Here is a 22500-nt window from a genome sequence, read left to right as displayed (position 1 = left end):
GCGGGGGTGGGGGGGGGGGGGCGCGGGGGGGGGGGGTGGGGGGGGGGGGGGGGGGCCGCCGGGTGTGGTGGGGGGGGGGGGGGGGGGGGGGGCCGGCCCCCCCCCCCCCCCCCCCGGCCGTTTCGGACACCCATTGACGGGAGTCCTGGCGGACTACTAACTTCGCCATACGGATTGTTGATTCCGTGCAGCGGAAAACAGGAGGGTGTGGGATGGGTCAGCAGGAGAAGGTGTCGACGAGCCTCGCGGGCACGGTCAGCGAGGGCATCAGCGCCTCCCTCGCCGCCGTGGACGCCGAGCTGGACCGCCGCTACCCCGGGGACCCCGGCACCCGCCAGCCCGTCCACACCGTGTACGTACCGGGGGACGTCTTCGACGCCGGCACCGTCCGCTCCTGGGGCGACCGGGCCCTGGCCGCCCTCGACGAGCACGCACCCGACGCCGAGTCCTTCGCCCGGGTCCTCGGCCTCCCCGACGCCCTCGCCCGGGACGTCCACGAGCGCGTGGTCGCCAAGCTCCGGCGCGAGCCCGTCGAGGACCTCCGCGTCGACTTCGAGGACGGCTACTCCGGCACCGACGAGGACCAGGACGCCGCCCGCGCCGCCCGCCTGATCTCCGAGGCGTACCGCGACGGCACCGCCGCCCCCTACATGGGCATCCGGACGAAGTGCATGGAGTCCGCCGTGCGCGACCGGGGCATCCGCACCACCGACGTCTTCCTCACCGGCCTCCTGGAGCACGGCGGCCTCCCCGACGGCCTCGTCCTCACCCTCCCCAAGGTGACCTACCCCGAGCAGGTCTCCGCCTTCGTCCGGCTCCTGGAGGCCTTCGAGAAGGCCCACGGCCTCGACGCCGGCCGCCTCGGCTTCGAGATCCAGATCGAGACCAGCCAGTCCATCCTCGCCGCCGACGGCACCGCCGCCGTCGCCCGGATGATCGGCGCCGCCGAGGGCCGCGCCACCGGACTCCACTACGGCACCTTCGACTACAGCGCCTGCCTCGGCGTCTCCGCCGCCCACCAGGCCAGCGACCACCCGGCCGCCGACCACGCCAAGGCGGTCATGCAGGTCGCCGCCGCGGGCACCGGCGTCCGCGTCTCCGACGGCTCCACCAACGTCCTGCCCGTCGGCAGCACCGAGCACGTCCACGAGGCCTGGCGGCTCCACTACGGCCTCACCCGCCGCGCCCTCGCCCGCGCCTACTATCAGGGCTGGGACATGCACCCCGGGCACATCCCCACCCGCTACGCCGCCGTCTTCGCCTTCTACCGCGAGGGCTTCGAGGCCGCCGCCAAGCGGCTCTCCGCCTACGCCAACCACGCGGGCGGCGACGTCATGGACGAGCCCGCCACCGCCAAGGCCCTCAGCTCCTACCTGCTGCGCGGCATCGACTGCGGCGCCCTCGACACCGCCGAGGTCGACGCCCTCACCGGCATGGACCGCGCCGCGCTCGACCGCTTCGCCGCACCCCGCCGGGGCGATCTCACCGCCTCCGCCGAGTAGCCGAGAAGCCGTCCCGACCTGATCCACTCATGGCCGGGATCCGGCCAACTGCCCCGTACTCTGACCGATTTCACGCGCGGTCCGCGCACATGCCCGACAGGGAGAGAGGCGCAGAGACGTACGGAGACGGGGTGCCGGGACCTGGTGGGTCCGGCCTCGCGGCGGCCTTCGCGCGGCTCCGGCGCCACGCGGCCACACCAAGCGGAGGGGGTCGCGCGTCCGGCGCCGCGCACGGGAGGGCTCGTCCCGGTCCGTTCAACTCGGTTCGACTTGGTTCGACTCGGTCAGGCCCGTTCGGGGGGCCGCGCGGCCGTACCCGCACTCATGCCCCGCGTACGTGCCCGCGCCCCGGGAAGTCCGGTCCCGGGGGACCCGTACCGGGCGCGCTCCTCCGCCACCGGGGGAGTGGCCGCTCGACCACCTGGAACCCCGCCCGGCCTCAGGCGTCCGGCGGCGGGACCTCTCCCGAGCCCCGGGCCAGGAGCCTCGTGCCGAGGACCACCCGCTCCGGGGCCCCGCCCGCCCCCTCCAGCCGCCGGAACAGGCGCTCCGCCGCCGTCCGGCCGAGTGCGGCGGCGTCCTGCGCGATGACCGTGATGCCGAGCAGATCGGCGAGTTCGATGTCGTCGAACCCCACCAGGGCGACCGGCCGGGGGTGCTCGGCGAGGGCCCGGACGACCGTGACCGTGACCCGGTTGTTCCCCGTGAACACCGCCGTCACGGCCTCCGGCCCCGCCAGCATCTTCCGCACCGCCGTACGCACCCGTCCCGGGTCGGTGGACCCCGGCGCGACCCAGGTGTCCCTGACGGGGAGGTCCGCGTCCTCCATGGCCGCGCGGTAGCCGCGCAGCCGCTCGGCCGCCGTGTGGATGCGGGGACGGTCCCCGATGAAGCCGATCCGGCGGTGGCCGTGGGCGATCAGATGCGCCACGCCGTCCCTGGCCCCGCCGAAACTGTCGGAGAGCACGGCGTCGGCGTCGATGCGGCCCGCGGGCCGGTCCACGAAGACGGTGGCGACGCCCGCCCTGATCTCCGGTTCCAGATAGCGGTGGTCGTCACCGGCGGGGATCACGATCAGGCCGTCGACCCGGCGCGCGCACAGGGCGAGCGCCAACTCCTGCTCCCGGTCCGGGTCCTCGGCGCTGGACCCGTTGATCAGCAGGGCCCCGTGCGCCCGCGCGACCTCCTCCACCGCCCGGCTGAGCGGCCCGTAGAAGGGGTCGGCGAGATCCTCCAGGACCAGGCCGACGGTCGCGGTGCGCCCCTTGCGCAGGACGCGCGCGCTGTCGTTGCGGCGGAAACCGAGGATCTCGATGGCCTCCTGGACCCGCCGCTCGGTGTCCTGGGTGACCCCCGGTTCGCCGTTCACGACCCGGGACACCGTCTTCAGGCCGACGCCCGCGCGCGCGGCGACGTCCTTCATCGTGGGCCGGGTGCCGTAGCGGTGGTCGGGGCGGCGGGCGGTGTCGGCCACGTGCGCGATTCCTCCGTCGTGGGGCCGGGGACGTACGGGCCTCCCGGGTGGGACGCCAGGCCGTCTCCCGTGTCATCTCCCCTTGTCGTTTCTCCGAGTTGTCCGTCTCCGACCGAAGCATAGAACCTGGACAACGTTGTCACAGCGGGGGAGACTGTACAGAAGAGCGTCCCGCTTCCGTCCGTCGTCGACTGGAGACCCCGCGCCCATGCAGACCGATTCCGCCACGGGCTCCACCGACGGCCTCGTCGTCGCACTCGACATCGGCGGCACCAAGATCGCCGGTGCTCTGGTCGACGCCGGAGGCCGCATCCGGGTCCGGGCGCGGCGGCCCACGCCCGCGCGTGAGGACGGCGGAACGGTGATGCGCGCGGTCGAGGAGGTGCTGACGGAGCTCTCCGGTTCCCCGCTGTGGGACTCCGCGGGAGCCGTCGGCATCGGCAGTGCGGGGCCCGTGGACGCGCTCCGGGGGACGGTCAGCCCGGTCAACGTGCCCGGCTGGCGGGACTATCCGCTGGTGGACCGGGTGCGGCGGGCGACGGACGGGCGGCCCGTCACCCTGGTCGGGGACGGCGTGGCCATGGCCGCCGCCGAGCACTGGCTCGGCGCGGCCCGGGGCCACGACAACGCGCTCTGCCTGGTCGTCTCCACGGGTGTCGGCGGCGGCCTCGTCCTCGGCGGACGGCTGCACCCCGGCCCCACGGGCAACGCCGGTCACATCGGGCACATCGTGGTGGATCTGGACGGCGAGCCCTGCGCCTGCGGCGGACGCGGCTGTGTCGAGCGGATCGCCAGTGGGCCCCACCTGGCCCGCCGGGCCCTGGAGAACGGCTGGCGGCCGGGCCGGGACGGCGATGTCTCCGCGGTGGCGGTGGCCGCCGCCGCACGGGCCGGGGACCCGGTCGCGGTCGCCTCCTTCGCGCGGGCGGCCCGGGCCCTGGCGGCGGGCATCGCCGCCACGGCCACCCTCGTCGAGATCGACATCGCGGTCGTCGGGGGCGGGGTCGCGCGCGCGGGCGAGGTCCTCTTCGCCCCTCTCCGTCGCAGTCTCGCCGACTACGCCACCCTGTCCTTCGTCCGGGACCTGACGGTCGTCCCCGCCGTCACCGGCACCGACGCGGGCCTCCTGGGCGCGGCGGCGGCGGCCGGAGCGGGAGCCGGTGGGCCGGGGACGGTCGCCGGTGGGAGGGCGAGCGGCGGCCCGGGGGCGGGAACGCCGCTGGTCCGGCGGTGAACGGCCCGGGAGCCCTGCGGCCCGGGCGCGGGCGGCAGGGCGGGAGCGCCCTCGATCCGGAGGTGAGCACCGTCCCGATGACCGATGACCGATGACCGATGACCGATGACTGACGGCCGATGACCGACGGTCGGCGGTCGGCGTCGGCGCGGGAGCGGACACCGTGACGGGAGCGATCCCCCTTACCGGGGCGGTGGCGCCCGGGTCAGCGGCCGGAAACACCCCCTTCTTGCAGCGGAGACAGGATGTGAGCCCGCGGCCTCTGGGGCATGGCCCAGCGAGCCACCGAACCGCTCCACCCCGCGGCGGTGCATCCCGCAGTACGCCATCCGCGCAGGTCCCGGCTTCCGCGACCTGTGCGGAGGCCTCCCGGCCCGCCCCGGCCAGGGGTGCGGTGGTGTCCGCCGAGCGCCCACGCCCGCCCGCCCCCTACATCATTTTCGGCCAGGAACACAGCCCCTCCCCGTAACGGCTTGAGCATTTATTGATCAGGACTTGACCGAAAATTGACAGTTAGGCAAGGCTCGCCATATTGATGTGCACATCAGCTTTTGTTCCCGCGTCCGGTCGTTCCCGGCCCGTGGGCTGTCCAGGAGGCTCCACATGCCCCGTCCACTCGTCCGCCGCGGTACCGCACTCGCCATGTCCGCGCTCCTTCTCCCTGTCCTCGCCGCCTGTGGTGGCGCCGACGCGGGCAAGGAGAAGGAGGCCGGGAAGAAGGCCGAGCCCACCGCCGCGCAGAGCACCGGTGAGCTGGTCATCTACTCCGGCCGGAACGAGAAGCTGATAGCCCCGATCATCGAGAAGCTGGAGAAGGCGGTCGGCACCAAGGTGCAGGTCCGCTACGGCGACAGCGCGGAGCTGGCGGCGCAGATCCTCGAAGAGGGCGACAAGACCAAGGCGGGCCTGTTCTTCTCGCAGGACGCCGGTGCGCTCGGTGCGCTCTCCCAGGCCAAGGTGCTGGCGAAGCTCCCGCAGGACTCCCTGGACAAGGTCGACGCCGCCTACCGCGGCGGCGAGGGCGACTGGGTCGGCGTCTCCGGCCGGTCCCGCGTCATCGCGTACAACCCGGAGAAGGCCCCCAAGGCTCCGGACAGCGTCAAGGACCTGACGAAGCCCGAGTGGAAGGACAAGGTGGGCTACGCGCCCACCAACGCCTCCTTCCAGGCGTTCGTCACCGGTATGCGCGTCCTGGAGGGCGAGGACGCGACCCTGAAGTGGCTCAAGGACCTCAAGGCCAACGGTGCCAAGCCGTACGCCAAGAACGGCGAGGTCCTGAACGCGGTGAACACCGGCGAGGTCTCCCTCGGCCTCATCAACCACTACTACTGGTACGAGAAGGCCGCCGAGGTCGGCGCCGACAAGCTCACCGCCAAGATCCACTTCCTGCCGGGCGGCGACCCGGGCGCCCTCGTCAACGCGGCGGGCGTCGGCGTCCTGAAGAACGGCGGCCAGAGCGAGGCCGCCGAGAAGGCCGTCGCGTACCTGCTCTCCACCGAGGCCCAGACGTACTTCGCCGACAAGACGAAGGAGTACCCGCTGGCCGCCGGGGTCACCTCCTCCGTGAAGGACCTCCCGCCGCTGGCCTCCCTCAACGCGCCGAAGATCGACCTCGGCAAGCTGGACTCCCTCCAGAAGACCCTGGAGATGCTCAAGGAAGCCGGGATGGTCTGACCGGACCGCGAGACATCCTCACACCGCTTCGATGAGCACGAACACCTCACGGTCCGTGCCCGCCCCGGCTGCCGCGTCCCACGCGGCAGCCGGTCGGCGTAGGCCCCCGCTCGTCCTCCTGCTCCCGGCCACGGCGGCGGCGCTGATCGCGCTGCTGCCGCTCGGCTATCTCGGCGCGCGTTCCCTGGAGCGCGGCGGGGACTTCGCCTGGGACATCGTCACCGAGCAGCGCACCCTCGAACTCCTCGGCCGCAGCATGGGGCTGACCGCGATCGTGGTGAGCGCGTCGCTGGTGCTCGGCATCTCACTGGCCTGGCTGACGGTCCGTACCGACCTGCCGGGCCGACGGGTCTGGGCCGTGCTCGCGACGCTGCCGCTGGCCGTGCCCAGCTATGTCGCGGCCTTCACCTGGATCTCGGCCGTGCCCTCGCTGGCGGGGCTGCCGGGTGCGGCGATCACGCTCACCTTCGCGTGTTTCCCCTACGTCTTCCTGCCCGTCGCGGCGACCCTGCGCGGGATCGACCCGGCACAGGAGGAGGCGGCCCGTTCGCTGGGCAGCGGCTCGCTGCGCACCTTCGTACGGGTCACCCTCCCGCAGGTGAAGCCCGCCGCGGGCGGCGGGGCGATCCTCGTCGCGCTGTACGTGCTCTCCGACTTCGGCTCGGTGTCGATCACCCGCTACGACACGTTCACCCGGGCCATCCACTCCTCCTACCAGGCCAGTTTCGACCGCACCCCGGCCGCGGTGCTCGGCTGTGTCCTGGTCGCCATGACCGTGCTCCTGGTGACGGCCGAGAACCGTACGCGGGGGCGCGCCGGTCACGCGCGCACGGGCCGGGGCAGTGCCCGCCCGCCCGTCAGGCTCCGGCTCGGCGGGTGGACCGGACCGGCGCTGGCCTGGTGCGCGGCCGTCGCGGCGGCGGCCGTGGCGTTCCCGCTGGCGACCCTCGGCTACTGGCTGACCATCGGCAGCTCCGGCTTCGACGGGCAGAAGCTGTGGTCGGCGACGGTCGCCACGGTCACGGTGGCCGCGGTCGGGGCCGCCGTCACCACCCTGCTGGCGCTGCCGGTCGGTGTGCTGTCGGCCCGCCACCGGGGGCGGTTGGCGCGGCTGCTCGAACAGTCCGTGTACGCCGGGCACGCGGTGCCGGGGATCACGGTGGGCCTGGCACTGGTGTTCTTCTCGGTGCGTTACGCCTACCCGCTCTACCAGGAGATGCCGCTCCTGATCGTCGCGTACGTCGTCCTGTTCCTGCCGGTGGCGGTGGCCTCGGCGCGGGCGGCCGTCCTGCAGGCGCCGCCCGTGCTGGAGGACGTGGCCCGCACGCTGGGGCGGTCGCCGCTCCAGGTGCTGCGGGAGATCACCGTGCCGCTCGCGGCGCCCGGTATCGGGGCGGGCGCGGCACTCACCTTCGTCGTGATCATGAAGGAGCTCCCGGCGACCCTGCTGCTCCGTCCGACCGGGACGGACACCCTGGCCACCCGGCTGTGGACCGAGACGGGCGCGGGAGCGTTCTCCGGCGCCGCGCCCTACGCGGCGGTCATCGTGCTGATCGCGGCCGTCCCCTCCTACCTGCTCGGAAGGCGCTCATGACTGTCGGGACCGGACTGCGCATCACCGGAGTGACCAGCTCGTACGGGCGGGGCGGCCGGGTCCTGGACGGCCTGGACCTGACCGTCGGCGAGGGCGAGATGGCGGCGGTCCTCGGGCCGTCCGGCTGTGGCAAGACCACGCTGCTGCGTGTCATCGCGGGGTTCGTCGCCCCCGACGCGGGTGAGGTCGTCCTCGGCGGCCGGACGATCAGCGGGCCGGGTGTCCACGTCCCGCCGGAGCGGCGCGGTGTGGGCATCGTCGCCCAGGAGGGGGCGCTCTTCCCCCACCTGAGCGTGGCCCGTAACGTCGCGTTCGGCCTGGTGGGCGAAGGCCGGGCCGAGCGGCGGGCCCGTACGGCCGAGCTGCTCGCCCTCGTCGGCCTCGGTGAGTACGGGGACCGGATGCCCCACGAGCTGTCCGGCGGCCAGCAACAGCGGGTGGCCCTGGCCCGCGCGCTGGCCCCGCGCCCGGCGCTGGTCCTGCTCGACGAGCCGTTCAGCGCCCTGGACAGCGCGCTGAGGGCGGGGCTGCGCTCCGATGTGCGCGGCGCCCTGCGGGCGGCGGGGGCGACTGCCGTCCTCGTCACCCACGACCAGGAGGAGGCCCTGTCCGTCGCGGACCGGGTCGCCGTCGTCCGGGACGGCCGGGTCGCCCAGTGCGGCACCCCCCAGGAGCTGTACGCCCGCCCGGCCGACCCCTGGGTGGCGTCCTTCGTCGGTGAGGCGGTGCTCCTGCCGGGATCGGCGCGGGCGGGCACGGTCACGACCGCGCTGGGCGCGGTGTCCGTGGGTGACGCCCCGGAGGGTGAGGGCACGGTGGTGCTGCGGCCCGAGCAGCTCCGGCTCGTCCCCCACGGTGACGCCGCCGCCGCGCGGGGCCGGGTGAGCGAGGTCCGCTTCCACGGGCACGACGCCCTGGTCCTGGTCGAGGTCGGCGGGGCCGGCACGGTGACGGTGCGCACGCCGGGGCCGGTGGAGGTCCGGCCCGGGGACGAGGTCGGTGTCCGGGTGACGGGTGAGGCCGCGTTCCACCGGGACGGCGCGTAACGGCACCCGGCACCCGGCGCGCGGCACCCGGCGCGCGGTTCGCGGGACCGTGACCCGGCCCGGGCGGCACGCCCGCCGTGCGGGGGCGGGGCGGGTCAGGGGGCTGGACGGGAGTCAACGGGCCTTCTCCGTGCGCCGGTCGCACGACCAGAAGGGCATCGCCCCGCCGGTCGCACGACGAGAAGGGCATCGCCGTGCCACAGGAGATGGTGCCGCCCCCGCGCCGGGCGGCGGGATGAGCCTGTCCGGCGGGTTCTGCGGTGAGACCCTGGCCCGCGCCCATGCCCGCTCCGGCGACCGGATCGCGATCGATCGCCGCGTACCTGGGCGGGGGCGAGACCTTCGACCGCGCGCCGGTGGTTTCACGGAGGGCTGCGCCGACCGGAACGAACGTGACCACCGGGCCCCGGTGGAAGTGGTCCGCGCGGGCAGGGTGACGGTCGGCCCGTCCTGACGACGGGCCGGACCGGGTGGGGCCGGGTGGTGGGCCGGATCCGGTCGCCCTCGCGCGGGGGAGCGGAGGGTAGGGTGTTCTGCCGTCGCGACGGCGGGCACGACATCCACGACCACTTGGGGGGACCGGTGGCCATCACGGCTGCGCACCCACGACAGACCCGGCCACCGCGCATCACCGAACTCGACGCCCTGCGCGGTGTCGCGCTCCTGGGCATTCTGTTGGTCAACGCGATGATGATGGCCGGTCCGTACGGCCTCGGTACCGTCGCCGACCCGGACGCGTCCGTCTTCGACCGGACCGTCGAGGGGCTCGTCCACACCTTCGTGGCCGGCAAGTTCTACCTCCTGTTCTCCTTCCTCTTCGGCTACAGCTTCACCCTCCAGCTGGAGTCGGCCGAGCGCGACGGCGCCAGGGCCGTGCCCCGGCACCTGCGCCGTACGCTCGGCCTGTTCGCGCTCGGGGCCCTGCACGCGGTGCTGCTGTACGTCGGGGACATCCTCATGACGTACGCCCTCCTCGGCCTGATCCTGATGGCGGCGCGGACCTGCTCGCCGCGGGCGGCCCGGCGCGCCGCCCTGATCGTGCACGGCTGCGCGGGTGCCCTCCTCCTCCTGCTGGGGGCGCTCTTCCTGCTCATGCCGGACGCGGCGGCCGCCGAACTGGATGCCGAACTGACCGCCGATTTCCCCGCGCTGGTCGCCGCGTACCAGGGTGACGCCGTCTCCGTGGTGCGGGCCAACCTCAACGAGTTGCCCGACGCCCTGTTCAGCACGCTGCTGATGGGAGGCTTCGTCCTGGCGGCCTTCCTGATCGGGGTCGACTGCGGCAAACGGCGCCTGCTCACCGCTGCCGGCACCGGCAGCGGCACGGAAGACCCCGGAGCGCGCGTCCACAGCGTCCGCCGCCTCCGCCGCGGCTGCCTGCTCGGCGCCGTCGTGGGCCTGCCCGGCGGCGTCTTCATGGCGCTGACCGCCGTCGGTCTGCCCGGGCCCCGGTGGGCGGTGTTCGGGCAGGCGGTGGGAACGGTCACGGCGCCGGCCCTCACCGCCGCGTACGTCTGCGGGACGCTCCTGTTCCTGCGCGGTGCCCGCGGCGGGCGGGCGAGCGCGTTCCTCGCCCCCGCCGGCCGGATGGCGCTGACGAACTACCTGGGCCAGTCCCTGGTGATGGCCCTGGTCTTCACCGGTTACGGTCTCGCCCTGTACGACCGTCTCGGCCCGGCCGTCGTCGTGCTGGGCGTGTTCGTCCTGTACGCCGCCCAGCTCGCCCTCAGCACCTGGCTCATGGCGCGCTACCGGTACGGCCCCGTGGAGTGGCTGCTGCGGACGGTGACCCTGGCCCGGCTTCCCCACGCCCGCCCCCGCCCGGACGCGGAGGCGCGCTGACCGCTGGCGGCGTCGGCCTCTCCGCTTCCCCCTCCTCCACTTCCCGGTCCCCTCCGAGGGGCAGGGGTTGTCCCCACCCCGTGGGGGCCAGCTGGCCGGATGGATCGGTGGATCTTGAACACGCAGGCTGGACGTGTCCGGATTCTTCCGATCGAAGGGAACCTTCCGTGTTCAGCCTGAATTCCGTACGACGACGTGTCACGGCCCGTACCAGGGCACGTGCCTGTGCCGTCGCCCTGGCCGCCGTGGTGTGCGCCACCGCGACGACCGGTACCGCCCAGGCGATCGTCAACGGGAAGGATTCCACCGAGCGGTACTCGTTCATGGCGTCGTTCCCGGTGACGGCGGTCGCCGACCCCTCGGTCAAGGGGCTCTGCGGGGCCTCCCTGGTCCATCCGCAGTGGGTGCTGACGGCGGCCCACTGCGTCGATCCCGGCCTGGTGGAGCCGGACGGTACCGTCCGGATCGGCAGCGAACAGCGGACGTCCGGGGGCACGGTCCGTGCCGTCGGGCGGATCGTGACCCACCCGGGCTACGCGCAGGGTCGGCCGAACCGGGACGACGTCGCGCTGATCCGCCTGGACCGCCCGGTCGCGGAGAAGCCCGTCCGTATCGCCGAGCGGCCCGGCCGACCCGGTACCCCCACCCGGCTCCTGGGCTTCGGCACCGTCGACCTGACCCGGTGGGTGTTCCCCGAGCGGCTCCAGCAGCTCGAAGCCCGCCGGGGGGCCGACTCCGAGTGCGCGCCCGGCTGGGCGGGCAGGACCCGGCTGTGCACGGTGAGCCGGGTGCCGGACGCCATGGCGTGCAACGGGGATTCCGGCGGGCCGCAGATCCAGCGGGGCAAGGGCGGGCGGTGGGAGCTCATCGGGACCACCTCGGGCCCCGGCGCCCCCTCCCCCGACTGTGTGAGCGGGCCGGGCCTCTACAGCAGCGTGCCCGCCTACGCGGACTGGATACACCGGACGATCACCAGCCACGATGACCGGTAGGCGGTAGGCGGTAGGCGGTAGGCGGTAGGCGGGCGGTGGGGGTCAGGGGATGAGGTCGGCGACGGCCCGGGCCATGGCTTCCATGCCCGCGTCGTTGGGGTGGAGCCCGTCCCCGGAGTCGTAGGCGGGCGCCAGTTCGTCCTCGTGGCCGGGGCGCGGGTCGGCGAGCACCCGGTCCAGGTCGGCCACCGCGTCGTAGGCCCCGCTCGTCCGGATCCAGTGGTTGACCGCGTCGCGGACCTCCTCCTTCTCCGGGGTGTAGTACCAGGGGTACGACTTGAACGGGGTGAGGGTGGCCCCGACCGCCGTGACCCCGCGCCGGTGCGCCGCCCGGATCAGCGCCCGGTGGCCCTCGATGAGCTGCCCGGCGGTGACGACGGGACGGCTTCCGCACCCGTGGTCGGGCAGTCCGCCGCCGATGTCGTTGATGCCGATCATGACGACGGCCGTACGGACGCCCGGGCGGTCCAGGACGTCGTGGCGGAAGCGGGCGACGCCCTTGTCGCCGAAGCAGAGCGAGTCCGTGAGGAGCATGTTCCCGCTGATCCCGGAGTTGACGACGCCGAGACGGCGGCCGTCGGTGAGCAGCCGTTCGACCAGCCGGTCGGGGTAGCGGCGGTCGGTGTCCGGCGTGGACTGCCAGCCGTCGGTGAGGGAGTCCCCGAAGGCGACGACGCTGCCCTCGTTGCGCACCCCCCGTACCTCGATGCCCGAGATCAGGTAGCGGGACTGGCTGGTCCCGCCGTCGAAGGCCTCCCCGGAGGTGTCGTGCGCACGGTCGCCGGCGGCACGGTACGCGGTGCTGAGGCCCACCCCGTGGAAGGTGACGGGCCCCGTGCCGGTGGCGAAGTAGAGGGTGACGGTGAGCTTCTCCAGGGGGCTGACGGGGAACCCCACCGGGTCCGAGACCCCTTCGGACCCCACGGGGACGACGGCGTCGGCCCTGCCCCCGAACCGCAGTTCCCGTACGCTCCCCGGCCGTACCGACGCCCCTTCCCCGGCCCTGGCGACGGTCGCGCGGGCGAGGTGGAGCGGCTGGTGCCCGTACCGGTGGGAGAACCGGAGCCTGAGCTGTGTGCCCGCGGCCCCGGCCCGGACCACCTGACGGACGCTCTGGTCGGTGAACCCGTCCCAGGCCCAGTGGGGCGGGAACCCCGGCAGGGGCGGCACGGGGTGGTGGACGCCGACGCCCCAGGCGCTGGTCCACGCCCGCGCACCTCCGCCCCCGCCCGCACCTCCGCCCCCGCCCGTGGCCGGGGGTGCGGCGATCGCGACGAGGACGAGTCCGGCCGCGGCGCCCAGGGCACATCCGCGGGCACGCCGATTCCATGAACGCACGAGAACTCCTTCGACGACGGGTACTTCCGATATCCCGATACCGCGTGTCCGGGTACGTGGCTACCCGGACACGCGGATGCACGGGTACGGGTATCCGCGGAACCTGTCCGGCCAGGTGGGCGCACGCCCACTCGGCTCATGCGGGACCCGGCCGGTGACGCGGCCGCGGCAGCTCGTCCACGGTGTCGATGCCCGGCCTCCGGTTGCGGTGCTGGCGCGAGGCGAAGCCGGATGAGCCGGGTGACATTCCGCGCGTGGCGGTGGAGGCCCGGACGGGGCACGGGCTTCCGGGTGTGGAGGGTGTGTACGGCGAGGTGGCGGTGGCGATGGAGGAGAGGATCGGGGAGTACCTTCAGCGCGTATGGGAGAAAGAAGTAGTGGGTGCGGGGTTGTGGACGCCTCTTTTTCCCATGCCGCTTCCAGATGACCCGCGCAATGCTGCTCCGTCCCTGTTCAGCGGCCTTCCTGTCTTGGAGTATGAATGATCGTCTGGATCAACGGTGCGTTCGGCGCGGGAAAGACCACCACCGCACGCGAGCTGGTCGAGCTGATCCCGAACAGCACGCTGTACGACCCCGAGACCACCGGCGGGAGCCTGCGGGCCCTCCTGTCGGCGAAACGGCTCGCGGAGGTCGAGGACTACCAGGACCTGCCGATCTGGCGGCGCCTGGTGGTGGACACGGCCGCCGCCCTGCTGGCCGAGACCGGTGGTGTCCTGGTCGTGCCGATGACCCTGCTGCGCCAGGAGTACCGGGACGAGATCTTCGGCGGGCTCGCCTCCCGCCGCATCGATGTGAGGCATATCCACCTCTTCCCGGAGGAAACGATCCTGCGGGCGCGGATCGACGGGCGGGCCGACTACGGCGACCCCGACACCGACGCCCGCGTCCGCGCCTGGTGCCACGGCCGTCTCGCGTCCCACCGCGCCGCCCTCGGCTGGCTCGCCGCCGACGCCTACACCGTCGACACCTCGGAGCTGACCCCGCCCGAGGCCGCCCGGTCCGTCGCCGACGCCGTCCGCAGCGGCCTCGCCGCCCCCTGCGGGATCGTCCAGACCCCCGAGCCCACCCGGGAGACCCTCGCCGCCGGGGTCCTCCTCTTCGACGACCAGGACCGCTTCCTGCTCGTCGACCCGACGTACAAGCCCGGCTGGGAGTTCCCCGGCGGCGTCGTCGAGTCCGGCGAGGCACCGGCACGCGCGGGCGTGCGCGAGGTCGCCGAGGAGATAGGCATCGAACTCGACACCGTGCCCCGGCTGCTGCTCGTCGACTGGGAACGGCCCGAGCCGCCGGGCCACGGCGGGCTGCGCCTCCTCTTCGACGGCGGACGCCTCGGCCCGGCCGACACCGCGCGCCTCCGCCTCCCCGGCGCCGAACTGCGCGACTGGCGCTTCGTCACCGAGGAGGAGGCCGCCCACCTCCTGCCGCCCGTCCGCTACCGCAGGCTCCACTGGGCCCTGCGCGCCCGCGAACGCGGCACGGTCCTCAACCTGGAGGCGGGCGTCCCCGTCGGCTGACCGGCCACCGCCCGCCCGCAGTCCCAGGACGGCTGAGCGGCCGGTCCGAGGGGCCGTCGCTCCCGTCCTGTCGGCGTGGTCGGCCGGAGGGTCCGCGACCCCTGCCGCGTCCGCGCGGTCGGCCGGAGGGGTCGCCGTTCCCACCCCGGCCACGCGGCCGTCCGCCCCGCACCACATCCGCGCGGCCGTCCGGCGGTTCGGCGGTTCGGCCGGGGTCCGGGCCCCACCGGGGTCCGGGCCCCACCCGGGACCGCGCCCCACCAGGGGCGCACCCGGCCACCGTCCCGCCGGGGGTTACCCGACGGCCGCCTTCAGCAGGGCGGCCGTGTCCTCCGTCACCGGAGCGCCGTGACCGCAGCACAGGACCGAGGGTTCCAGCCCGGCGAGGGTCCGCAACGACTCCATGGCCGACGCCCGGTCCACATGGAACACCCCGAACATCACCCCCCGCACCGACGCCACCGTGTCCCCGGTGAACAGCACACCGTGGCGCGGCAGATGGACGGCGATCGAACCGGGTGTGTGCCCCGGCGTGTGGACCACCACCGCCCCGTCGCCGAAGCCCAGCTCCTCCCCGTCCTCGACCTCCCGGTCGACCCGGGTCGGCGGCGCCTCCGGCACGGTCAGACCGTGCTGGAACAACGGGACCTCCCAGTCCAGCAGATCCGGTTCCGGTACGGGGGCCTCGCCCCGGATCACCGGCGCGTCGAGCCGGTGCGCGAGGATCTCGGCACCGTACCGGTCCGCCAGTTCCTCCGCCGCGCCCACGTGGTCCCGGTGGCAGTGGGTGAGCACGATGCGCCGCAGCCGGTCCGGGTCGCCGCCCGCCCTCCGTATCGCCTCCGCCGTGCGGTCCGCCGTACCGGCCCAGCCCGCGTCGACGAGCGTCAGCTCGTCCCCGTCCCGCCACAGGTAGGACTGTCCGATGGAGTGGTCGAGGAGGTGCAGCCGCGAAGTGACCCGAGTCGGTTCCATGGGGCGAACCTAGGCGGCCGCGCGGGTCCGCCCCATGCTTCTACGCTCTCGGCGAGCTTCGCCGAACGCTGAACCGGCCGTGGCCCGTCAGACCTGCTTCGAACGGGCGTAGTTGACCAGGAAGTGCGCCTCGGCCACGGAGAGACGCTCCAGCTCCTCCGGCGAGACCGACTCGTTCGGCGCGTGGATCTGCGCCTCCGGCTCGCTCAGGCCGATCAGCAGGATCTCGGTGTCCGGGTACAGCGAGGCCAGCGTGTTGCACAGCGGGATCGACCCGCCCATGCCCGCCGCCTGCATCTCCTCACCGGGGTACGCGATCCTCATCGCCTCCGCCATCGACGCGTACGCCGGGCTCGACGTGTCCGCCTGGAACGGCTGGCCCTGGCCGACCTGCTCCAGGGTCACCCGGGCACCCCACGGCGTGTGCTTCTCGATGTGCGCGAAGAGCAGCTTCGTCGCCTCGACGGAGTCCTGGCCCGGCGGCACCCGCAGGCTGATCTGGGCGCGGGCGGAGGACGGGATCGACGGGGTCGCGCCCGCCACCGGGTGGCAGTCGATGCCGACCACGGTGACGGCCGGACGGGCCCAGACCCGGTCGGCCACCGTGCCGGAGCCCGGCAGACCGACGCCCGGGAGGACCTTCGCGTCCCGGCGGAAGTCCTCCTCCGGGTACTGCAGGCCCTCCCAGACGCTGTCGGCGGGCAGCCCGTCGATCACGGTGGAGCCGTCGGGCCCGCGCAGCGAGTCCAGGATCCGGATCAGCGCGGCCAGCGCGTCCGGCGCGGCGCCGCCGAACTGCCCGGAGTGCAGGTTGCCCTCCAGCGTCTCCACCCCGACCCGGATCATCGTCATCCCGCGCAGGGTCGCCGTCACCGTCGGCAGGCCCACCCGGAAGTTGCCCGCGTCACCGATCACGATGGCGTCGGAGACGAGGAGTTCGGGGTGCTGCTCGGCGTACCGCTCAAGACCGCCGGTGCCCTGCTCCTCGGAGCCCTCGACGATCACCTTCACCGTCACCGGGACGCCGCCGTTCGCCTTCAGGGCGCGCAGTGCGAGCAGGTGCATGACCACACCGCCCTTGCAGTCGGCCGAGCCGCGCCCGTACCAGCGCCCGTTCCGCTCGGTCAGTTCGAACGGCGGGCTGAGCCACGCCGACTCGTCCAGCTTCGGCTGCACGTCGTAGTGCGCGTAGAGCAGCACCGTCGGCGCGTCCACCGGGCCGGGCAGAACCCCGTAGACGGACTGCGAACCGTCCGGGGTGTCGAGCAGCGCCACGTCCTGGAACCCCTCGGCGCGCAGGGCGTCCGCGACCCAGTTCGCCGCGCCCTCGCACTCGCTGCGGGGCGCCACCGCCTCGTCCGCCACCGACTCGAAGGCCACCAGCTCCGTGAGCTCGGCCTTGGCCCGGGGCATCAGGGACCGGACGGTCTCGGCGATCGGATTCGAGGTCATGGGCACGCTCCTGGTGGGTGCGACGTTAAGACAAGAGGACGGCGATCGACGTATGTCGTGGTACGGCGAACGCACCGCCGATCCTACGGCGCGGGCCCTTGGCTACCGCGCCGTAGGATGCGTCAGGAGCAGACCACCGGTCGGATCAGGAGCAGAAGCACATCGTGAGCAGCGAGCACACAGAGAACGCCGGTCCGGAGCACACCGCAGAGCACACCGGCCCGGAGCAGACCGCGCCCGGCGGCGCGGCTCCTGACGGCTTCGGTGCGCGGGTGTCGGGGGACACGGACCCGGGCACGGTCCCGGACGGCAACACGGACGGCAACACGGACGGCAACACGGACGGGGGCACGGACGCGCCGCTCGCCGGGGACCCGGCCGACCTCCCGGTCCCCGCGACGGCCCCGGGTGACGTCCCGTCGGACCCGGCGGGCGACGAGCCCGCCGACGTCTGGGACGTCGTGGTCGTCGGCGCGGGACCGGCCGGAGCCTCCGCCGCCTACGCCGCGGCGGTCGCGGGCCGTCGCGTCCTGCTCCTGGAGAAGTCGGAGCTGCCCCGCTACAAGACCTGCGGCGGCGGCATCATCGGCCCCTCCCGCGACTCCCTGCCGCCCGGCTTCGAACTGCCCCTCCAGGACCGGGTGCACGCCGTCACCTTCTCCCTCGACGGACGTTTCACCCGCACCCGCCGCTCGCGCCGGATGCTCTTCGGGCTCATCAACCGGCCCGAGTTCGACGCCCAGTTGGTGGAACACGCACAGAAGGCCGGTGCCGAGCTGCGCACCGGCGCGACCGTCAGCCGGGTGGAGCAGCACGGCCCGGCGGTGCCGGACCGGCGCACGGTCGCCGTGGTCCTCGCCGACGGCGAGACCGTCCTCGCGCGCGCGGTCGTCGGGGCCGACGGCAGCGCCAGCCGGATAGGCGCTCATGTGGGGGTGAAGCTCGGGCAGGTCGACCTGGGTCTGGAGGCGGAGATCCCGGTGCCCCCGTCGGTGGCCGAGGACTGGAAGGGCCGGGTCCTCATCGACTGGGGTCCGATGCCCGGCAGCTACGGCTGGGTCTTCCCCAAGGGGGACACGCTCACCGTCGGCGTCATCTCGGCGCGCGGCGAGGGCGCCGCGACCAAGCGGTACATGGAGGACTTCGTCGCCCGGCTCGGCCTGTCCGGCTTCGAGCCCGCCCTCTCCTCCGGCCATCTGACGCGCTGCCGCACCGACGACTCACCGCTCTCCCGCGGCCGGGTCCTGGTCTGCGGCGACGCGGCCGGTCTGCTGGAGCCGTGGACGCGCGAGGGCATCTCGTACGCGCTCCGCTCGGGCCGGCTCGCCGGTGAGTGGGCGGTCCGGGTCGCCGAGGCGAACGACGCGGTGGACGCGCGCCGCCAGGCACTGAACTACGCCTTCGCCATCAAGGCGGGCCTCGGTGTCGAGATGGCGGTCGGCCGCCGGATGCTGGCCGTCTTCGAGCGGCGGCCGGGACTGCTGCACGCGGCGATCACGGGTCTGCGGCCCGCGTGGAACGCCTTCGCGGACATCACCCGGGGTTCGGCGACGCTCGGCGGCATGGTCCGTTCGAACGGCATGGCCCGGCGGGCGATCGAGCTGCTCGACAAGCGGATGGACACGTCGTCGGGCGTGGGCCCCGCGGGCCGGGGCGTCAGCCAGCGGGAACGCGCGGCGCAGGAGGCCGGGGGCGCGGAGGACGAAGCCGTACGGGGGGACGAGGCCGGGACCGAGGGCGCACGGGCCGGGGGCCCGGACGACGGGGCCGTGAAGGGCCAGGACGCGCCGGAGGCACCGGGGGCGGTCTGAGCCCACCGGCGGCGCCGGGGTCCCGGAACGACGACGGGACGACGACGGAACGTCAGCGGGACGAGTGGGGCGTACGGGCTCCACCGCGCCGGACGGCTCATGCCGCCGGAGTGGTGGGGCCCGTCGGCGTGATGCGGAAGACGGGGTGCCTGGGGGCGACGGCGCGCAGTTCCGCGTCGGAGGAGTCGGGGCCGACCCCGTCGAAGAAGACGCCGACCTCGGCCTTCCAGCGCTTGAGATAGGCGCGCAGCAGGACGGGCTTGTCGTCGTCGGTGACCTCGACGGCGGTGAAGTCCTGCACGTGCTTGCCGAGGATCAGCCGTCCGCCGCCCGCCGCCCGCATGTTGTGGGTCCACTGGACGTGTCCCCGGGGGGCCACGAGGTAGCGGGCGCCGTCCACCGTGAGCAGATTGACGGGGGTGCGGCGCCACTCCCCGCTCTTGCGGCCACGGACCGCCAGTACACGGGAGCCCCAGACGCTGACGCCCCGGCGGGTGGCCCAGGCGACCGCGCGGTTGAGGACATGGACGGTGAACCAGCCGGGCTTCATGACGTGGGCGGCGGCGGCGGCGGCAGCGGCAGTGGTGGCGGGGGAGGCGGAGGCCGAGCCGGAACCTGCCCTGGAGCTGGAGCTGGAGCTGGAGCTGGGATCGGAGCCGGAGCCCGTGGGCTGGGGGGAGTGGGCGGGCATGTCGTCCTCCTGGGTGTCGGGGCGGGGTGACTGCGGATGGGGCGGGGCCGGGTGACCGGCTGCATCACGAGACATGAATCGTGAGCACTGCTCTCGCTTGAGATCAGTGTGCACCTCTTGCCGCTCACATTCAAGAGCAGTGCTCTCGTTTCGTATCGGTGATCTGAAAGTGAGTACACTGCTCTCCATGACGACCGTCCGAGGAGCCCGCGCCCGCGCCCGAATCGAGATCACCGCCGCCATCAAGGACGAGGCGCGCGCCCAGTTCGCCGCCGAAGGCGCCGCGAAACTGTCCCTGCGGGCCGTCGCCCGCGAGCTCGGCATGGTGTCCTCCGCGCTCTACCGGTACTTCCCGAGCCGCGACGACCTCCTCACGGCCCTCATCGTCGACGCCTACGACGCCGTCGGCGCCGCCGCCGAACTGGCCCTCGCCGAGACCACCGCCCAGCGCCCCCTGGACCGCTGGACCGCCGTCTGCCGCGCCGTCCGGAGCTGGGCCCTCGCCCACCCGCACGAGTACGCCCTGATCTACGGCTCCCCGGTCCCCGGCTACTCGGCCCCCCAGGACACCGTCGTGCCCGCCGCCCGTGTCGGCCTCGCCCTCGTCGGCATCGTCCGCCGCGCCCAGGAGGGCGAGGGCGTCGCGCTCCCGCCGCTCCCCGAGGCGCTCCGGCCCGAGGCCGCCCGCCTCGCCGCGGACATCGCCCCGGACCTTCCCCCGGCGCTCGCCGTGGCTCTCGTCGCCGCCTGGTCGCAGCTCTTCGGCCTGATCTCCTTCGAGGTCTTCGGCCAGTTCCACCGGATCGTCGAGGACCGCGACACCTTCTTCGCCACCGCCGCCCGCCGACTGGGCCAGGACGTGGGCCTGCTGCCACGCGGCTGAACACCCCTGGCACCCGCGCCCACCCCACCCCGCCCGCCCCTCCCCGCCGTACCGCCCTTCCGTCCCGACAGGTCCCCCCTACTCCGCCGGGAGTAGGGGGGACCACCCCGCCGGGCTGACGCCCCCGGGGCGCGGGCGCGGCTAGCGTGGCGGGCATGGACCAGGAGCCGACGGACGGACCCCCGAGCCCGTGGGGCCGCCGAGCCCACGGACGACACCAGGCCCGCCGGTACCGTCGTGGCGACCGGGGCCGACGCGACCCCCGGAGCCACCATGACCAGGGGGACGGACGCGTCCACCAAGGCGACCAGAGGGGCCGGAGCCACCGGAGCCACCAGAGCGACCAAGGCGACCAGAGCAACCAGAGCAACCAGAGCGATCGGAGCGACCAGGGCCACTGGGACCAGCGGGTTCACGGGGGCCACCCTGACCGCTGGGATCGCTGGGATCACTGGGACAAGGCCCGTGCCGCCGGGTGGCTGCCCTGGCGGTCCACGGTGGTGATCGCCGTGGTCGTCGTCGCGGGGAGCGGGTTCGCGGCGCGCGGGCAGACGGACCGGGAGGCCCTCGACGCCGCCGGACGCGCCCTGCTGCTGCTCGGTGCCGCGCCACTGCTGTTCCGTCACCGGTGGCCCGTGCCCGTGGTGTTCGGCGTGGTGGCGGTCACTCTCGGCTACCTGGTGGCCGGATACCCGTACGGCCCGGTCTTCGCCCTGGTCGCCGTGGCCTGCTTCGCGGCGGTCGTGCACGGTCACCGGACCGCCGCAGCCTGGGCCCTCGGCCTGCTCTGGGCGGGCCATCTGCTCCTCGCGCACTGGCTCTACCGCTGGCTGCCCCCGGTCGGCGACGGCCCCGCGCCCTGGGGGCAGGAGCTTCCGGCGGCGGCCTTCGCGGTGGCCGTGCTCGCCGCGTCGGAGGCCGTACGGGTGCGGCGCGAGCAACGGGCGCAGCTGCGGGCCGGGCGGGCCGCCGCCGAGCGGCGTCGCGCCGACGAGGAGCGCCTGCGGATCGCCCGGGAACTCCACGACGTGCTCGCCCACTCGATCTCCGTGATCAACGTGCAGGCGGGCGTCGGTCTGGCACTCCTGGACTCCGACCCCGAACAGGCCCGTTCGGCGCTGACCACCATCAAGGCGGCCAGCCGGGAGGCGCTCGGCGAGGTACGCCAGGTCCTCGACACCCTCCGGGCGCCCGGGGCCGCCCCGCGTACCCCGGCCCCCGGGCTCGACCGGCTCCCCGAACTCGTCGAGCAGGCCGCCGCCGCGGGTCTGACCGTCGCCGTCGAGACCGGCGGGCCCCCTGGGCCCCTGCCACCCGGCGCCGACCTCGCGGCGTTCCGGATCGTGCAGGAGGCGCTCACCAACGTGGTGCGCCACTCCGGTTCCCGTACCGCCCGGGTCCGGATCGCCCACGGCTCCGGCGTCCTGGCCCTGACGGTCGACGACGACGGTCCCGCCACCGGGACCGAGGAGGGCGGCAGCGGCAACGGGCTCGCCGGGATGCGGGAGCGGGCCGCCGCCCTCGGCGGCACCATCGAGGCGGGCGCCCGTCCGGACGGCGGCTTCCGCGTCCACGCCGTCCTCCCCGTCCGCCCCACCCACCCGATGGGTCCGGTAGGCCCGGCCGGCTCCGAGGAGGCCCCGTGATCCGTGTGCTGCTGGCCGACGACCAGTCGCTGGTGCGGGCGGGATTCCGCGCGCTGCTCGACGCGCAGCCGGACATCGAGGTGACGGCCGAGGCGGCCGACGGCGCCGAGGCGGTGGAGCGCGTGAGGGACCTGCGGCCCGACGTCGTCCTCATGGACATCCGGATGCCACGGCTCGACGGGCTGGAGGCGACCCGCCGGATCACGGACGACCCGGACCTGGCGGGGGTCCGGGTCGTCATGCTGACCACGTTCGAACTCGACGAGTACGTCTTCGAGGCGATCCGCGCCGGGGCGTCCGGCTTCCTGGTGAAGGACACCGAGCCCGAGGAGCTGATCCGGGCGGTCCGTGCCGTCGTCCACGGGGACGCCCTCCTCTCGCCGGGGGTCACCCGTCGGCTGATCGAGGAGTTCGCCGCCCGCTCCAAGGCCCCGGCCGCGACGGCGGCGCTGAGCGCCCTCACCGAGCGGGAGCGGGAGGTGATGGCCCTGGTGGGCATCGGCCTGTCGAACGGGGAGATCGCCCGCAGGCTGGTGGTCAGCCCGCTCACCGCGAAGACCCACGTCAGCCGCACGATGGTGAAACTCGGTGCCCGGGACCGCGCCCAACTCGTCGTCCTCGCCTATGAGTCGGGCCTGGTGAGGCCGGGCTGGCTGGGCTGAGCCCCGGCCCGTCTGCGCCTGTGGCCGGGGAGCCGAGGGGGAGGGGAGGCGGTCGGCCGTGGGCGGTGGAGCGGTTCGTGCCGTCCGGGGCCGTCCCCCGGTGCGCGATGCCCGGCCGGACGGCGGGCGGGCGCCGAGGTCCGTCGGCCGGCCCTCGGCGCCCGTGCT

Annotated in this window: 18 protein-coding genes; 13 read left to right on the top strand and 5 right to left on the bottom strand. The window is 74.2% G+C overall.

The genetic code is table 11. The features are described from left to right. Window positions 1-212 precede the first annotated feature (212 nt). Window positions 213-1502, top strand: coding sequence for a DUF6986 family protein (locus tag ACIRQY_RS16710; protein ID WP_351783894.1), 1290 nt, complete (start codon window positions 213-215; stop codon window positions 1500-1502). A 439-nt stretch (window positions 1503-1941) separates the two neighbouring features. Here ACIRQY_RS16710 and ACIRQY_RS16705 read toward each other — a convergent pair whose 3' ends face one another. Then, window positions 1942-2976 carry a LacI family DNA-binding transcriptional regulator gene (locus tag ACIRQY_RS16705; RefSeq protein ID WP_403926101.1) on the bottom strand — a complete coding sequence of 345 codons (1035 nt, stop codon included), beginning with the start codon at window positions 2974-2976 and terminating at the stop codon, window positions 1942-1944. Between the two features lie 208 nt (window positions 2977-3184). On the opposite strand from ACIRQY_RS16705, the gene ACIRQY_RS16700 reads away from it, so the two are divergent. From ACIRQY_RS16700 to ACIRQY_RS16670, 7 genes are all read left to right on the top strand, one after another. Continuing rightward, complete coding sequence (locus ACIRQY_RS16700; RefSeq protein ID WP_403926098.1) at window positions 3185-4210, top strand: ROK family protein; 1026 nt, start codon at window positions 3185-3187, stop codon at window positions 4208-4210. A 642-nt stretch (window positions 4211-4852) separates the two neighbouring features. Beyond that, window positions 4853-5884: an iron ABC transporter substrate-binding protein gene (locus ACIRQY_RS16695; RefSeq protein WP_403926096.1), complete on the top strand. Its 1032-nt coding sequence runs from the start codon at window positions 4853-4855 to the stop codon at window positions 5882-5884. Window positions 5885-5915: 31 nt separating this feature from the next. Continuing rightward, entirely contained in the window at window positions 5916-7478 is a 1563-nt protein-coding gene (locus ACIRQY_RS16690; RefSeq protein ID WP_403926093.1) for an ABC transporter permease, read from the top strand. Then, window positions 7475-8524 carry an ABC transporter ATP-binding protein gene (locus ACIRQY_RS16685; RefSeq protein WP_403926090.1) on the top strand — a complete coding sequence of 350 codons (1050 nt, stop codon included), beginning with the start codon at window positions 7475-7477 and terminating at the stop codon, window positions 8522-8524. Before ACIRQY_RS16690 ends, ACIRQY_RS16685 begins: the two co-directional genes overlap by 4 nt. A 235-nt stretch (window positions 8525-8759) precedes the next feature. Beyond that, window positions 8760-8978, top strand: a complete 219-nt coding sequence (locus ACIRQY_RS16680; RefSeq protein WP_403926087.1) for a DUF2252 family protein — start codon at window positions 8760-8762, stop codon at window positions 8976-8978. Between the two features lie 128 nt (window positions 8979-9106). Then, complete coding sequence (locus tag ACIRQY_RS16675; RefSeq protein WP_403926084.1) at window positions 9107-10366, top strand: DUF418 domain-containing protein; 1260 nt, start codon at window positions 9107-9109, stop codon at window positions 10364-10366. A 167-nt stretch (window positions 10367-10533) separates the two neighbouring features. Next, window positions 10534-11358 (top strand): S1 family peptidase, encoded by an 825-nt coding sequence (locus tag ACIRQY_RS16670; RefSeq protein ID WP_403926081.1) that lies wholly within the window; start codon window positions 10534-10536, stop codon window positions 11356-11358. Between the two features lie 42 nt (window positions 11359-11400). On the opposite strand, the gene ACIRQY_RS16665 is transcribed toward ACIRQY_RS16670, so the two are convergent. After that, entirely contained in the window at window positions 11401-12696 is a 1296-nt protein-coding gene (locus ACIRQY_RS16665; RefSeq protein ID WP_403926078.1) for an SGNH/GDSL hydrolase family protein, read from the bottom strand. A 481-nt stretch (window positions 12697-13177) separates the two neighbouring features. On the opposite strand from ACIRQY_RS16665, the gene ACIRQY_RS16660 reads away from it, so the two are divergent. Continuing rightward, the gene (locus tag ACIRQY_RS16660) at window positions 13178-14212 is read left to right on the top strand and encodes an NUDIX domain-containing protein (protein WP_351783912.1); all 1035 of its coding nucleotides are present in this window, start codon (window positions 13178-13180) and stop codon (window positions 14210-14212) included. A 294-nt stretch (window positions 14213-14506) separates the two neighbouring features. Here ACIRQY_RS16660 and ACIRQY_RS16655 read toward each other — a convergent pair whose 3' ends face one another. Both ACIRQY_RS16655 and ACIRQY_RS16650 read right to left on the bottom strand, forming a co-directional pair. Next, window positions 14507-15187 (bottom strand): MBL fold metallo-hydrolase, encoded by a 681-nt coding sequence (locus ACIRQY_RS16655; protein ID WP_403926075.1) that lies wholly within the window; start codon window positions 15185-15187, stop codon window positions 14507-14509. 87 nt (window positions 15188-15274) lie between these two features. After that, window positions 15275-16639, bottom strand: coding sequence for a dipeptidase (locus tag ACIRQY_RS16650; RefSeq protein WP_351783916.1), 1365 nt, complete (start codon window positions 16637-16639; stop codon window positions 15275-15277). Window positions 16640-17100: 461 nt separating this feature from the next. Between ACIRQY_RS16650 and ACIRQY_RS16645 the strand changes: the two genes are divergently transcribed. Continuing rightward, complete coding sequence (locus tag ACIRQY_RS16645; protein WP_403926483.1) at window positions 17101-18450, top strand: geranylgeranyl reductase family protein; 1350 nt, start codon at window positions 17101-17103, stop codon at window positions 18448-18450. A gap of 97 nt (window positions 18451-18547) precedes the next feature. Here the strand turns inward: ACIRQY_RS16645 and ACIRQY_RS16640 are convergent, their stop codons facing one another. After that, entirely contained in the window at window positions 18548-19000 is a 453-nt protein-coding gene (locus ACIRQY_RS16640; RefSeq protein WP_403926480.1) for a nitroreductase family deazaflavin-dependent oxidoreductase, read from the bottom strand. 328 nt (window positions 19001-19328) lie between these two features. Here ACIRQY_RS16640 and ACIRQY_RS16635 point away from each other — a divergent pair, with 328 nt between their 5' ends. From ACIRQY_RS16635 to ACIRQY_RS16625, 3 genes are all read left to right on the top strand, one after another. Further along, window positions 19329-20024 carry a TetR/AcrR family transcriptional regulator gene (locus tag ACIRQY_RS16635; protein ID WP_403926072.1) on the top strand — a complete coding sequence of 232 codons (696 nt, stop codon included), beginning with the start codon at window positions 19329-19331 and terminating at the stop codon, window positions 20022-20024. A gap of 479 nt (window positions 20025-20503) precedes the next feature. After that, complete coding sequence (locus ACIRQY_RS16630; protein ID WP_403926477.1) at window positions 20504-21670, top strand: sensor histidine kinase; 1167 nt, start codon at window positions 20504-20506, stop codon at window positions 21668-21670. Then, the gene (locus ACIRQY_RS16625) at window positions 21667-22332 is read left to right on the top strand and encodes a response regulator (protein WP_403926069.1); all 666 of its coding nucleotides are present in this window, start codon (window positions 21667-21669) and stop codon (window positions 22330-22332) included. The genes ACIRQY_RS16630 and ACIRQY_RS16625 overlap by 4 nt, the downstream gene beginning before the upstream one ends. The last annotated feature ends 168 nt before the right edge of the window (window positions 22333-22500 follow it).

Origin of the sequence: Streptomyces sp. NPDC101490, assembly GCF_044767145.1 — a bacterium.
GTDB lineage: Bacteria > Actinomycetota > Actinomycetes > Streptomycetales > Streptomycetaceae > Streptomyces.
This window is presented reverse-complemented; position numbering and strand designations above follow the sequence as displayed.

Coding starts and splice junctions, on each gene's coding strand:
- ACIRQY_RS16710 (WP_351783894.1), top strand. CDS start 213: ATGGGTCAGCAGGAGAAGGTGTCGACGAGCCTCGCGGGCACGGTCAGC.
- ACIRQY_RS16700 (WP_403926098.1), top strand. CDS start 3,185: ATGCAGACCGATTCCGCCACGGGCTCCACCGACGGCCTCGTCGTCGCA.
- ACIRQY_RS16695 (WP_403926096.1), top strand. CDS start 4,853: ATGTCCGCGCTCCTTCTCCCTGTCCTCGCCGCCTGTGGTGGCGCCGAC.
- ACIRQY_RS16690 (WP_403926093.1), top strand. CDS start 5,916: ATGAGCACGAACACCTCACGGTCCGTGCCCGCCCCGGCTGCCGCGTCC.
- ACIRQY_RS16685 (WP_403926090.1), top strand. CDS start 7,475: ATGACTGTCGGGACCGGACTGCGCATCACCGGAGTGACCAGCTCGTAC.
- ACIRQY_RS16680 (WP_403926087.1), top strand. CDS start 8,760: ATGAGCCTGTCCGGCGGGTTCTGCGGTGAGACCCTGGCCCGCGCCCAT.
- ACIRQY_RS16660 (WP_351783912.1), top strand. CDS start 13,178: ATGATCGTCTGGATCAACGGTGCGTTCGGCGCGGGAAAGACCACCACC.
- ACIRQY_RS16655 (WP_403926075.1), bottom strand. CDS start 15,187: ATGGAACCGACTCGGGTCACTTCGCGGCTGCACCTCCTCGACCACTCC.
- ACIRQY_RS16650 (WP_351783916.1), bottom strand. CDS start 16,639: ATGACCTCGAATCCGATCGCCGAGACCGTCCGGTCCCTGATGCCCCGG.
- ACIRQY_RS16640 (WP_403926480.1), bottom strand. CDS start 19,000: ATGAAGCCCGGCTGGTTCACCGTCCATGTCCTCAACCGCGCGGTCGCC.
- ACIRQY_RS16635 (WP_403926072.1), top strand. CDS start 19,329: ATGACGACCGTCCGAGGAGCCCGCGCCCGCGCCCGAATCGAGATCACC.